This is a genomic window from Luteitalea sp. TBR-22, from assembly GCF_016865485.1.
In the GTDB taxonomy this organism is placed as follows: Bacteria; Acidobacteriota; Vicinamibacteria; order Vicinamibacterales; family Vicinamibacteraceae; genus Luteitalea.
The window spans coordinates 1,278,333-1,291,372 of record NZ_AP024452.1 but is presented as its reverse complement, the minus strand read 5'-3'; the positions used below and the strand labels follow the sequence as shown (position 1 = coordinate 1,291,372).

The window sequence follows — 13,040 nt, the reverse complement described above, 5'->3', positions numbered from 1 at the left end:
TGCCACACCTGACGCCAACCCTGCTGTAGGGCGTGTGGACGGGCGGACGAGGGGCGGGAACGTGAGGAAGAGACCGGGGCGCGTCACGCGCCCCGGTCACGCGGCGCTAGGCCGTGGGGATGGTGAGCACCTGGCCGACCTGGATCTTGTCGGGGTCGGAGAGCTTGTCCTTGTTGGCCTCGAAGATCTTCATGTACGCATTCGCGTCGCCAAGATGCGCCTTCGCGATCTTGCTGAGCGAGTCGCCCGGTTGCACCGTGTACTGCACGGACGGCGGGGCGACGACGTCGATCACGGCGTGCAGGTCGTTCTGCCAGGAAGGCACCGACTTGAGTGCGGTCCAGATCTGGTTCTTCGCGTCCTCGGACGTCACCGTGCCGTGGAAGACCAGCTTGCCGTCCTTCTCCTCCGCCGATCCTTGCATCCCGACGGTCTTGGCCACGTGAATGGCGGCCGCGTACGTATCGCGCAAGCTCATCTGATCTACTCCCTCGAACTGTCTCGGAACAGGACGCCACCCTCGCGGGGGGCAGGGGCCGTACGCATCGCGTGACGGCAGCACTCCCTAGGATGCAAACGCACCGCCGGCGGTCCCGTCAATCTGGTCCTTGGGCGATCCGTTGCCGGCCACGCCTCCCCGACGAGCTTCCATGCGCGCCCGCCACGCGCGGGCGGCCCGTGCGCCGATCATCCGCCGCTCCCCTGGAACCTTCTCGCCCGGGTTCTTCCCGTGCGGCGACGCGTGCTCGATCTCGGCGTTCATCTCCGCACCGACGAGGATGGCCAGGCTCGACACGTAGAACCACAACAGCAGGACCATGACCCCGCCGATGGCCCCGTAGGTCGCGTTGTAATCGGAGAAGTTGGTGACGTACAGGCGGAAGGCGTACGACGCGGTGAGCCACAGCACGGTGGCGAGCACCGCGCCGGGCGAGATCCACACCCAGTCCTGCTCGGCATCCGGGGCGAAGTAGTACACCAGGCCAATCGCCGTCGACACCAGCAGGAACGCGACCGGCCACTGCACGACAAGCCATGCCGTGCTGACAGTCGAACCGAGGTGCAGCGTCTGCTCGAGGTACGACGCGATCGCCGGACCGGCCAGGACGATGGTGAACGACAGCAGGAAGAAGACCGCCAGGGCCAGGGTCAAGCCCACGGCGACGAGCCGCACCTTCCACCAGGGGCGGCCTTCCTCGATGTCGTACGCCGCGTTCAGCGCGCTCGTCACGGCCACCATCGCGGCCGAGCTGCTCCACAGGGCGGTGAGCACGCCGAAGGTCAGCAGGCCGCCGTCCTCCGAGTTGGCGATGCGCTGGATCTGCTCCGAGATGATGGCGATCACGTCGGGTGACGCGATCGGACGCAGCACGCGCACGATCTGCCCCGACAGGTCCTGCAGGGGGAAGTAGCTCCCGAGGGCGAGCAGGAACAGGATCGCCGGGAACAGCGCGAGGAACACGTAATAGGAGAGCTGGGCCGCCAGCCCGAGGCAGTCGTCGGCGATGGTCTCCTTCATCGTCCGCTTGCCGACCTCGCCCCAACTGATCGGGATGTCGAAAATCGCCATGCCCTGACTGTCTGCAAGGGCGCCGCCAAGGGAATGCTGCGATGCCGCGATGCCGGATGAGGCAGGGCGTGGTCTCCGACCGCGCCGCTGTGGATTGCGGCCGGGTCGGAGACGCGGCCCTACCTCAGTAGCGTGGTCGTCAGCGTTCCCACGTGCACCGTCACGGTGCCGGTCGCCGGCTGGCGCACGCCGCGCTCGTCGACGATCGACAGCGCGTCGGCGTCGAGCGGCAGGTCGACGCGCGTCGAGGCGCCCGGGGCCAACGTGACCCGGCGGAACGCCGCCAGCGTGCGCCGTGGGGCGCCGGCGTCGACCTGCGCATGCGTGACGAAGGCGAGCACCACCTCGTCGCCCTCGCGCGTGCCGGTGTTCTTCACGACGACCGAGGCCACCGGCCCCGACGCGCCGCGCGACACGCCGAGGTGCTCGTAGGCGAAGGTCGTGTAGCTCCGGCCGTGCCCGAAGGGCCAGAGGGGCGTGCCCTCGAAGTAGCGGTACGTGCGTCCGCGCATCGCGTAGTCGTCGAAGCGCGGCAGGTCGGTCGTCGAGGCGTAGAACGTGATCGGCAGTCGGCCCCCGGGATTGGCGTCGCCGAACAGCACGTCGGCGACCGCGCCGCCGCCCTCCCCGCCCGGGTACCACGCCGCAAGGATGGCCCTCGCCCTGGCCTTCACCGTCGGGATCGCCTGCGCGCTGCCGCCCGTGAGCACCACGACGACCGGCGTGCCGGTGGCGACGACCTCGTCGAACAGCGCGAGTTGCGCGGCCGGCAACTCGATGGCGCTGCGGTCGCCACCCGGGTTGCTCTTGTCCTCGCCTTCCTCGCCCTCCTGCTTGGGGGTCAGGCCGAGCACGAGCACCACGAGGTCGCTGCCCTTCGCGGCGTCCAGGGCGAGCCGACGCGCCTCCGGCGTGCCGCGCGTGACGGCGCTGCCCGGCGTGGTCGTCACCGTGATGCCGCGGGCAGTCGCGGCCGTGCGCAGCCCCTGCAGGATCGTGATGGGCGCCGACGGCGTCCCGTTGTAGTTGCCGACGAGCGCGTCGAGGTCGTCGGCCGTGGGCCCGATCACCGCCAGGCGCCTGACGCTGGCGGCGATCGGCAGCACGCCGTCGTTCTCCAGCAGGACGAGCGACTTGCGCGCCACCTCGCGATTGAAGGCCCGGTGCGCCGCCGAGTCGTTGACCTCGTACGGGATGCGCGCGTAGGCGACGCGCGACGGCGGATCGAACATCCCGAGCCGCATGCGCGCGGTGAACAGCCGCGTCACCGCCCGGTCGATGTCGGCCTCGGCGAGCAGGCCGGCCTTCACGGCGCCGACGAGCTTCCGGAAGTCGGAGCCGCACTCGAGATCCGTGCCGGCCTTCACGGCCTGCGCCGACGCCTCGGCGCCGTCCTTCGAGTAGTGGTGCGTCTTCCACATGTCGTAGATGGCGCCGCAGTCGGTGACGACGTAGCCGTCGAAGCCCCACCTGGTGCGCAGCGTGTCGCCGATCAGCGTGCGATTGGCGCTCACCGGCACGCCGTCGACGGCGTTGTAGGCGCTCATCACCGAGGCGACGCGGCCCTCGCGGACAGCGCGCTCGAAGTGCGGCAGGTACGTGTCGGCGAGGTCGCGGGCGGTCGGCCTCGCGTCGAACTCGTGTCGCGAGATCTCGGGTCCGCTGTGCACGGCGTAGTGCTTGGCGGTGGCGATGGTCTTCAGGTAGGTGGGATCGTCGCCCTGCATGCCGCGGATGAACGCCACGCCCATGCGGCCGGTCAGCAACGGGTCCTCGCCGTACGTCTCGTGGCCGCGGCCCCAGCGCGGGTCGCGGAAGATGTTGATGTTGGGCGAGAAGAACGTGAGTCCCTGGTAACGGCCGTGCTGCCCCTGCCTGATGGCCTCGTGGTGCTTGGCGCGGGCCTCGTCGCTGATCACCGTGGCGACCCGGTGCATCAGCGTGTCGTCGAACGTCGCGGCCAGGCCGATGGCCTGCGGGAACACGGTGGCGACGCCGGCCCGCGCCACGCCGTGCAGCGCCTCGTTCCACCAGCCGTAGGCCGGCACCCCGAGCCTGGGAATGGCGGGCGCCTGGTCGACCATCTGGCCCACCTTCTCCTCGAGCGTCATCGCCGCGACCAGGGCGCGCACGCGCTCGGTCAGGGGCCGGTCCGGGTCGAACCACGGGCGCGAGGGGTCCGGCGTTGCCGCCTCCGTGCGGGCCTGCTGGGCGCCGACTGGCAGGGGCAGGACCATGCACACGACGGCGGTGGCGCACAGGAGGCGCAGGGCGAACGAGCGTGAGGGGGCATACATCAGCGGCGCTCCATGATCGGGACTACCGGCGGGCGGGCCGATCCAGTTGCTCGCGCAGCACCTGCGCGAGCGTCGGGAAGTCGATCGGCTTGTCGACGAAGGGGAAGACGGGTCCGGAGCCGGACGCGCGGGCGAGCATCTCGCTGGGATAGCCCGACATCAGCACCACGCGCAGGCCGGGCCATCGCGCCGTGAGCTCCTGGGCGAGCGAGTAGCCGTCCATGCCGCCGAGGACCACGTCCGACAGCAGCAGGTCGATGGCGGCGCCGTGGACCGCGGCAACCTCGAGCGCGTGCTCCGCGCTCTCGGCCTCGATCACGCGATAGCCACGCCTGGCGAGGAAGCGCTCGGCGACACGCCGGACCGCCTCGCGATCTTCGACGAGGAGGATCGTCTCGTGGCCGCCAGGGAGGTGGCCGCGCTCGGGCATCGGCGCGGGCGGCCGATCGGCGGCCGGCAACGCCGGCAGGTACACGCGCACGTCGCAGCCGTGTCCGGGCGCCGACTCGATGGCCATCGCCCCGCCCGCCTGCGCGACGATCGCCTGCACCGTGGGCAGGCCCAGGCCGGTGCCATGGTCGTCGGCCTTGGTGGTGAAGAACGGCTCGAAGGCGCGGCGCCGCACTTCCTCGGTCATGCCGGCGCCACTGTCGTAGATGGACAGGCACACGTACGGGCGGCCCTTGGGGACCGCGACGCCCGTATCGGCGGCCACCGCCGAGGCGCCGGCGAGCGACGAGGTGATCCGCACGCGGCCGGCGTCGGCAATCGCGTCGCGCGCGTTGACGACCAGGTTGGTGAGGACCTGCTCCACCTGACCGGGATCGGCGAGCACGCTCGGCAGGCCCGGCCGGCTGACGACGTCGAAGGCGACGCGTGGCCCGAGCAGCCGACGGAACAGCGGCGTCATGCGGGCGATCACGTCGTCGAGCAGCAGCGGCTGGGGCTGGACGACCTGCCTGCGGCTGAAGGTCAGGAGTTGCCGCGACAGGTTGGTGGCCTGCTGGGCGGCTTCGCGGATGCCCTGCAGTTCCTCGAGCACCGGGGAGTTGCGCGGCAGGGCCTGCCGCGCGGCGTCGCAGTGGCCCAGGACGACCGTCAACAGGTTGCTGAAGTCGTGGGCGATGCCGCCGGCAAGGCGGCCGAGCGCCTCCTGCTTCTGCAGTTGGAGCAGGCGCTCATCGTCGATCCTGTCGACGGGACGACGGTCGCCAGGAGGTTCGTCCACGGGTTCAGGCCGGCTTGAGCACCAGGCAGCACAAGGGCGGCAGCGTGACCGAGAGCGACTGGGCGTGCCCGTGCGCCGCCGTGTCCACCGCGGTGACGAAGCCGCCGTTGCCCATGTTGCTGCCGCCATACGCCAGGGCGTCGGAGTTGAGGACCTCGACGTAGCCGCCGGCGCGGGGCACGCCGACCACGTACCCCTCGCGCGGCACCGGCGTGAAGTTCATGACCACGACGACGAAGTCCTCGGGATCGGTGGCGCGCCGGATGAACGAGATGACGCTGTTCTCGTTGTCGTTGCAGTCGATCCACTGGAAGCCGGAGGGATCGTAGTCGCGCTGGTGGAGGGCCGGCTGTGCCCGGTACAGGTGCGCCAGGTCGCAGAGGAACCGGAAGATGCCGTCGTGCGGCGCGTGCTCGAGGAGGAACCAGGGCAGCGACTCGGCGTGGTTCCACTCGCGCCATTGCCCGAACTCGCTGCCCTGGAACAGCAGCTTCTTGCCCGGGTGCGTGAACATGTAGCCGTACAGCGCGCGCAGGTTCGCCGACTTCTGCCAGGTGTCGCCTGGCATCTTGTCGAGCAGGTGGCGCTTGCCGTGCACGACCTCGTCGTGGGAGAAGGGCAGGATGAAGTTCTCGTTGTAGGCGTACAGCATCGAGAACGTCAGGTGCGTGTGCTCCCAGCGGCGGTAGATGGCGTCCTTGGACGTGTAGGCCAGGATGTCGTGCATCCAGCCCATGTTCCACTTGTACGTGAAGCCGAGCCCACCGAGGTGGACGGGACGGCTCACGCCGGGCCAGGCGGTGGACTCCTCGGCGATGGTGACCACGCCGGGGTGCTTCTCGTGGACGATCGTGTTGAGCTGCTGCAGGAACGAGACGGCGTCGAGGTTCTCGCGCCCGCCGTACTGGTTGGGCACCCACTCGCCTTCCTTGCGCGAGTAGTCGAGGTACAGCATCGAGGCGACCGCGTCGACGCGCAGGCCGTCGATGTGGAAGTCCTCGATCCAGGCCAGCGCGCTGGCGAGCAGGAAGTTGCGGACCTCGTTGCGCCCGTAGTTGAAGATGAGGGTGCCCCAGTCCATGTGCTCGCCCTGCCGCGGGTCGGCGTGCTCGTAGAGCGCCGTGCCGTCGAAGCGGGCCAGGCCGTGGGCATCCTTGGGGAAGTGACCGGGCACCCAGTCCAGGATGACGCCGATGCCGGCCTGGTGCAGGGCGTCGATGAACGCGCGGAAGTCGTCGGGCGTGCCGAAGCGGCTGGTCGGCGCGAAGAACCCGGTCACCTGGTAGCCCCACGAGCCGTCGTAGGGGAATTCCAGGACCGGGAGCAACTCGACGTGCGTGAAGCCCATGCGCTTGACGTGCGCGATGAGGCCGTCGGCCAGTTGCTGGTAGGTGAGGAACTCGCCGGCGGGGCCGCGAGCCCATGACCCGAGGTGCACCTCGTAGATGGCCATCGGCTGGTCGAGCGCCTCGCGCCGCAGGGCGCGCGACGCAATCCACTCGCCATCGCGCCATGAGTATTCGCTCTCGGCGCACACGACCGAGGCGGTCGCCGGCGGCAGTTCGCAGGCGGCAGCGCAGGGATCGGCCTTGAGGAACGGCGGACCGCCAGCCGACGGCGCCACCTCGAACTTGTAGCGGGCCCCTGCCCCGACCCCGGGCACGAACAGTTCCCAGATGCCCTGCGGGAGGCGTTGCCGCATCGGGTGCACGCGGCCATCCCACGCGTTCCAATCGCCGACGACGCTGACGCGGCGCGCGTTGGGGGCCCACACCGCGAACCGCGTGCCGGCCACCTGGCCGACCATCGCCGGATGGGCGCCGAGGGCGCGGTGCAGTTGCTGGTGGCGTCCCTCGCCGAGCAGGTAGAGATCGAGGTCGCCGAGCAGCAGCCCGAAGCGGTACGGATCCTCGACGCGCGTCACCTCGCCCCCCTCGCGCCCGGTGACCTCCAGCACGTACGGCACGAGCGTCGACTGGCCGGCGATCGCGACCTCGAAGAGGCCGTCGGGGTGCCGGACGTCCATCGGGTGCGCGTCGGTCTCGTCGGCGAGGCGCACGGCCACCGCGGAGGCCCGCGGCTGGAACGTGCGGATCACCAGCCGCCCGCCCTCGACGTGTGGACCGAGCACGGCGAACGGATCGCCGTGGGTCGCATTGAGGATCGCGCGAAGGGACGGGTCGAGAAGGCTCACGGTCGGGACTCCAGGGTCGTGGCGGGCGCACGCAGGGCCGCGTACCACGGCTCGCGCTCCGCCTCGTCGGGGTGATCGCCGGGGCCACCCACCGACGTCACGCCCTGCGCATCGTAGACCGGACACCACCCGAGCGCCCCGGTCAGGGCCAGGCCGATCGCCGCCACCCGCACGGGCAGGCGCGCCGGCCACGGCAGGCCGCGGCTGGCCGCCAGGGCGAGCCCTGCCCCGGCCACGCGCACGAGGCGCTCGAGGTCGCCGACGTTCTGCCCGTGCTCGAAGGCATGCACGGTGGAGGGCGCCAGCAGCCCCGCGCCTTCGAGGGCCGCCACGAGGTCGGCGTTGGACGGCTCCACCAGGACACGGTGGGCCAGGCGCACCACGGGCGTGCGGCGCGCACCGCCGGCGAGCCGGACCACCTCCTGCAGAGCCTCGAGGTGCACGTCGACGTCGACGTACCGGTGCGGCACGCGAAGGCGACGCAGGCAGCGCAGCGTGCGCGTGGTGTCGACACACCACACGGCTCCCAGCACCTCGACGGCAGGCGTGACGTCGATCATGACGGGGCCACGCTATCGGACTGCAGCAACCCCGTCAATCGCGAGCATTGCGGCAGGTGCCCCGCCGGCGAGACGGCCGGCGCGAGATCAGCCGCGCGGCATGGGGCTGGTCTCGGTGAGCCGGCGGGCAATCTGCGGCACCACGCCGAGGAACAGCGCGCTCTCGTGCCGCACGTCGGCCAGCAACTCGGACAGCGGGCCGCCGTCGCCGTACTTGAGGAAGAGCTCCACGCCGGTGATCGCCCCGGCCAGGCGGACCGCCGCGAGCGTGGCGGCCGCCCCACGCATCTTGTGCGCGATCCGTCCCATCGCCGCGGTGTCGTTGGCCGCGGCGGCCATCTCGAGTGCCTCGAGCTCGTTGGGCAGGGACTCGGCGAACAACTGGAGCATGCGCGCGCCCAGATCGCCGTTGTGGTTGCATCGCAGCAGCACCTCCGCAGGATCGAGGATGTCCTCCGCGTCGGGTGCCTCGCCGAGCGGCGACTCGACGACGGGGTCGGCCGAGGCACCGACGTGCGCCGGCGCGGGCGGCGCGTCGACCTCGTCGGCGGCCACATGCTCCCCGCCCGTCAACCGCTGCAGGGTGCGCTGCAGGACGGTGCCGCGCACGGGCTTGGTGAGGTAGGCGTCCATGCCGGCCTCGAGGCAGGCCTGCCGATCCCCGGCCGTCGCGTTGGCCGTGAGCGCGATGATGAGGGGCGCCGGAACGACGCGTCCCTCGGCCTGCGCCTGCCGAATCCGCCGCGTCGCCTCGAGCCCGTCGAGCACCGGCATCTGGCAATCCATGAGGATGACCTCGTGCGGCCGGGCCGTTGCGGCGTCGAGCGCCGCCTGGCCGTCGGCCACCAGTTCGACCTCGCAGCCCATCCCGACCAGCAGCTCCCGGACGACCATCTGGTTGATGTCGTGGTCCTCGGCGACGAGCACCCGCAATCGGCGACCCGACACCGGTGGGTCGAGGCTTTCGGGCGGCGAGCCGGCGCCGACCACCGCCTGCATGATCGCGTCGAACAGGGCTGCCCCCTTCACCGGGCGCACGATCTGCTCGCGCACGCCGGTCACGCCGGTGGGCACGCGACCGTCCTCGGGGGTGATCCACACCAGGCCGGGCTCGGGCGCCATCTCGCGCAGCCGGGCGGCAAGGCTGGTGGCGCCGGGCGCCTCGGCATCGAGCAGCACCACGCCGAAACGCCACCGGCTCGGCGTCGTCGCCTGCAGGTGACCGAGGGCGGTCTCGCAGTCGGCGACCACGGCGGCATCGAACCGCCAGCCGTCGAGCAGCCGCTCGATCGCGGCCCGTTCGACCTCGTCCTGCACGATGGCGAGGACGCGCAGGGGGACGTCGCCCTGCCGCTGCGTCTCGACCATCGCGGCATCGGCCACCTCGATCGGCAGCGTGACCGTGAAGGTGGCGCCGGCGCGCTCGACGCTGCGGACGGCGATGGTGCCGTCCATCGCATCGACGAGGCGCTTGCAGATCGTGAGGCCCAGGCCGGTGCCGCTGTGACGACGCGTGTTCGACGCATCCCCGGGCGTGAAGGGCAGGAACAGGCGCTCGACCAGCTCGGGGGTCATGCCGATGCCGGTGTCGTGCACCTCGAGGCGGACCATCGCCCGGCGCGTGTGCAGGTCGACCTGCGCGGAGGCCTGCACGTGCACCCCGCCCTGCTCGGTGAACTTGACGGCGTTGGCCAGCAGGTTGACGAGCACCTGCCGCAGGCGCCCCGGGTCGCCGATGACCCACGTCGGGACGTCCTGGGTGACCGTGCACGAGAGCCGGAGCTTCTTGGTGTTCGCCTCGGAGGCGACCGCATCCAGCGAGCTCTCGACGAGATCGGGCAGGTCGAACAGGACGCGCTCCAGCGTCAGCGACCCGGCCTCGATGCGCGAGAGATCGAGGATGTCGTTGATCAGCGTGGCCAGGTGCGTCGCCGAGGCGCGCGCGACGGCGACGTAGCGCGCCTGCTGCGCGTCGAGCGGCGTGCCCGACAGCAGTTCCATCAGCCCGAGGACGCCGTTGAGCGGCGTGCGCATCTCGTGGCTCATCGACTTGAGGAACTCGCTCTTGGCGGCACTGGCCCGCTCGGCGGCGAGGCGCGCCCGCTCGAGTTCCTGCTGCACGTGGCGGCGCGCGGTGATGTCGGTCATCGTGCCGGCGACGCCGATGAGCACGCCGCCCTCGGTGACCGGACGCGCATGCACCGCCACCCAGCACGCCGCCCCGCGCTGGGTGACCAGCCGCATGTCCTGGTGGCACTCGTCCTTCTCGCAGGTCAGCAGGGCGGTGCACATCTGCTGCACCGTGAGGCGATCGTCGGGATGCAGGAACTCGATCAGCGGACGGCCCAGGGTCCGGTCGATGTCGTAGCCGGTGAGCTCGCGCCACGCACGATTGAGGAAGGTCCACTGCCCCTCCCCATCGAGCTGGAAGATGACCTGCTCGACCTGCTCGACCACCCGGCGGTACTGCAGCTCGCTCGTGCGGAGGGCCTCCCGGTCACGCCGCTCCGCCTCGAGCTCGCGCGCCAGCTCCCGGGCCCCGGCCTCCTCGCGACGCCGCGAGGCGTCGGCATCGGCCGCCCGCCGGGCGAGCCGCTCGCGCGCTTCGGCCAGCGTGTATACCAGCCAGGCCAGGCTGACGGCCTGCAGCATCCCCAGCGCGACGACGATGCCGACAGCGGCTTCCCGTGCGAGCCGCACCATGAGCGCCGCGGCGAGTGCCGACGCGACGAACACGACAGCGCTGAGGCCCAGGGCCCGCTTCTGCACGTGTCAAGGATATATGGGCAGCCCGCCGTGGCGCGTTGCCACGGCGGGGACCCGGCACTGCATGGACGGTTGCGCGAGGGCGACGACCGGTCAGTCGGCGCGGGCCGGAATCGCTGCCGCGAAGGGGCGCAGGTCGAAGGCGGTGAGGGGCGCAAAGGCGCGGCGAGTGGGATCGAAGGCCCGCACGTGACCGGTGGCTTCGTCCACCCACAGGCCGCTCACGAGCACCTCGGGGTGACGCCCGCGGCGCCGCAGGTACGTGCGCACGCGGTGGACCTGCAGGAACACGTGGTGCTCCACGGCCCGCGCCGCCCGCTCGGGCGCCTCTCCATGCCCGCCGGTCGCGGCGTACCGCGCCGACGCGCGGATGGCGTGACAGCCGAGGTGCCCGACGCAGACCACGTGCAGGGGATGTCCCCCGTGCAGGGCGGACTCGAGCGCCTCCTCGAGCACGCCCGGCGCCAGGCGCGGGTGCGGTGACCGCGGGCTGATGCCGCCGAGGTTCCTCAGCACGGATGTGGCGCCGAGGCCCGCCGCCAGACGGTCCAGCGCCGGTGATTCCGCGCACCCGATGAGGACCACCGGACGGGCGGGGGCGGCGGCCGGAGCGCCTGCCGTCCGCACCGGGACGTGGCGCACCGGCGTGATCGGCGCCGGGGTGACCGTGGGGGGCCGATCGGCCGCCCCCCGGGCCCACAGCGCGCGCGGCGCGCCCACCTTGCGCACCGTCGGCCGGGCTGCCCAGGCCCGGATGTCGTACACCCGGGGCGCCTCGCGCCCGACCCCGTCGACGCGCGGGGCGTCATCGCGCTCGTCGGCCATGGTCCTAGTCCTCGCCCTGTGCCCGCGTGTAGCCCAGCGCGCCGTCGAACTCGCTCAGCTTCTCGATGTGCATCCAGCGATGGCGGGACTTGACGCGGTGCAGGAGGTCGAACAGCACCTCGTCGGACAGGTCGGCGTTCGCATCGCGCATGACGAAGCGGCAGCGCCAGTGATCCACGCAGTCGGTGATCGCTCCCGAGGGCGGATACACCTTGGTGCCGCGGTTGGAGATCATCTTCAGGCGCAGTTGCGAGGTCTCGGCGAGGGCCTCGAGGCTGCGGCCGAGCGACTCGGGCGTCTCGGCGGCCTCGACGAAGATGTCGGCGCCGATCGCCCGCCGGCGGCCGGCGGCCACGAAGTCCGGGCGCGACTCGACCTGCGGCAACCGCAGCGGCTTGTGCTCGCGGGCCGGCGCGGCGGCGCGCGGCTGCCGGCCGAGCCGGGCGATCACCGCGTCGGTGAAGGCCGTGGTCGACACCGCGCCGTCGGCCTGCACGTCGCGCGTGAAGACGCCGTCCTCGAGGGTGCAGGTCACCGCATCCTCGACCTGCTGTGCGGCGGCGAACTCGCCGATGTGGCGGAGCAGCATCGCCGACGTGAGCAGCACCGCGGTGGGATTGGCCGTGTCGGTGCCCGCGATGGTCGGCGCGCTGCCGTGCACCGCCTCGAAGATGGCGACGTCGTTGCCGATGTTGGCGCCCGGCGCGAAGCCGAGGCCGCCGATCAGCCCTGAGGTGAGGTCCGACAGGATGTCGCCGTTCATGTTGCTGGTGACGATCACCTCGAACTGCTCGGGCACGCGCACGAGCTGGTGCGCGCAGTTGTCGACGATGATGTGGCGCGCCTCGATGCCGGGATACTCGGGCGCGATCTCCTCGAAGGTCCGCTTCAGCAGGCCCTCGGTGTGCTTCATGATGTTGGCCTTGGTGGCGCAGTGCACCGAGCGGCGGCCCTGGGCGACGGCGACCTCGAAGGCGAGGCGGACGATCTTCTCGCAGCCCTTCCGGGACATGATCTTCAGGCACTGCGCGACGCCCGGCGTCTGCATGTGCTCGATGCCGGCGTAGAGGTCCTCGACGTTCTCGCGCACGATCACCAGGTCGATGCCGCGGCCGCTGAAGGGCGTCGGCACCCCCGGGAGCTCGCGCACCGGCCGGATGTTGCCGTACGTCTCGAACAGCTTGCGGAGGGTGACGTTGGCGCTCTTCTCGCCGTGGCCGACCGGGGTCTCGAGCGGCCCCTTGAGGACGACGCGGGTGTCGGCAATCGAGGTGATCGTCTCGGTGGGCACGCCGCTCGGCAAGCCGCGGCGGAACACCGCCGCGCCCGCCTCGCGCTCCTCCCAGGCGATGCGCACGCCGGTGGCCGCGATGACGCGGCGCGCGGCGCCGACGACTTCGGGACCGATGCCATCGCCGGGAATCACGGTGACGCGCGTGGCGCCGTCCGGGGTGGTCTTGCAGGACACGGGAAACCTCCGAGAGCTGGGTGGATGCCGGCCCGGGCCGCCAGGCGCCGGACGCATCGTGGTCCGCCGTGCCTGCCCGGCCACGGGGGCAGCCGGGTGTCCCGGACACGGAGGAACCACGATACGCGAATC

Annotated in this window: 9 protein-coding genes; all 9 read right to left on the bottom strand. The window is 71.5% G+C overall.

Annotated elements, in window-relative coordinates; genetic code table 11:
- Window positions 1–106: 106 nt before the first annotated feature.
- Window positions 107–478: a LysM peptidoglycan-binding domain-containing protein gene (locus tag TBR22_RS05270; RefSeq protein ID WP_239491913.1), complete on the bottom strand. Its 372-nt coding sequence runs from the start codon at window positions 476–478 to the stop codon at window positions 107–109.
- Window positions 479–565: 87 nt separating this feature from the next.
- Complete coding sequence (locus TBR22_RS05265) at window positions 566–1,570, bottom strand: YihY/virulence factor BrkB family protein (RefSeq protein WP_239491912.1); 1,005 nt, start codon at window positions 1,568–1,570, stop codon at window positions 566–568.
- A 119-nt stretch (window positions 1,571–1,689) separates the two neighbouring features.
- Entirely contained in the window at window positions 1,690–3,867 is a 2,178-nt protein-coding gene (locus TBR22_RS05260; RefSeq protein ID WP_239491911.1) for a glycoside hydrolase family 3 C-terminal domain-containing protein, read from the bottom strand.
- Window positions 3,868–3,889: 22 nt separating this feature from the next.
- On the bottom strand, window positions 3,890–5,095 hold the full coding sequence (locus tag TBR22_RS05255) for an ATP-binding protein (RefSeq protein ID WP_239491910.1): 1,206 nt from the start codon (window positions 5,093–5,095) through the stop codon (window positions 3,890–3,892).
- Between the two features lie 4 nt (window positions 5,096–5,099).
- Complete coding sequence (gene glgB, locus TBR22_RS05250) at window positions 5,100–7,289, bottom strand: 1,4-alpha-glucan branching protein GlgB (RefSeq protein ID WP_239491909.1); 2,190 nt, start codon at window positions 7,287–7,289, stop codon at window positions 5,100–5,102.
- Window positions 7,286–7,849 (bottom strand): YgaP-like transmembrane domain, encoded by a 564-nt coding sequence (locus TBR22_RS05245; RefSeq protein ID WP_239491908.1) that lies wholly within the window; start codon window positions 7,847–7,849, stop codon window positions 7,286–7,288. Before TBR22_RS05245 ends, glgB begins: the two co-directional genes overlap by 4 nt.
- A gap of 87 nt (window positions 7,850–7,936) precedes the next feature.
- A complete protein-coding gene (locus tag TBR22_RS05240) occupies window positions 7,937–10,618 on the bottom strand; it encodes an ATP-binding protein (RefSeq protein WP_239491907.1) in 2,682 nt (893 codons plus the stop codon).
- Between the two features lie 90 nt (window positions 10,619–10,708).
- A complete protein-coding gene (locus TBR22_RS05235; RefSeq protein WP_239491906.1) occupies window positions 10,709–11,440 on the bottom strand; it encodes a hypothetical protein in 732 nt (243 codons plus the stop codon).
- 4 nt (window positions 11,441–11,444) lie between these two features.
- On the bottom strand, window positions 11,445–12,908 hold the full coding sequence (locus TBR22_RS05230) for an NADP-dependent isocitrate dehydrogenase (protein ID WP_239491905.1): 1,464 nt from the start codon (window positions 12,906–12,908) through the stop codon (window positions 11,445–11,447).
- Window positions 12,909–13,040 lie beyond the last annotated feature (132 nt).

Coding starts and splice junctions, on each gene's coding strand:
- TBR22_RS05270 (WP_239491913.1), bottom strand. CDS start 478: ATGAGCTTGCGCGATACGTACGCGGCCGCCATTCACGTGGCCAAGACC.
- TBR22_RS05260 (WP_239491911.1), bottom strand. CDS start 3,867: ATGTATGCCCCCTCACGCTCGTTCGCCCTGCGCCTCCTGTGCGCCACC.
- TBR22_RS05235 (WP_239491906.1), bottom strand. CDS start 11,440: ATGGCCGACGAGCGCGATGACGCCCCGCGCGTCGACGGGGTCGGGCGC.
- TBR22_RS05245 (WP_239491908.1), bottom strand. CDS start 7,849: ATGATCGACGTCACGCCTGCCGTCGAGGTGCTGGGAGCCGTGTGGTGT.
- TBR22_RS05265 (WP_239491912.1), bottom strand. CDS start 1,570: ATGGCGATTTTCGACATCCCGATCAGTTGGGGCGAGGTCGGCAAGCGG.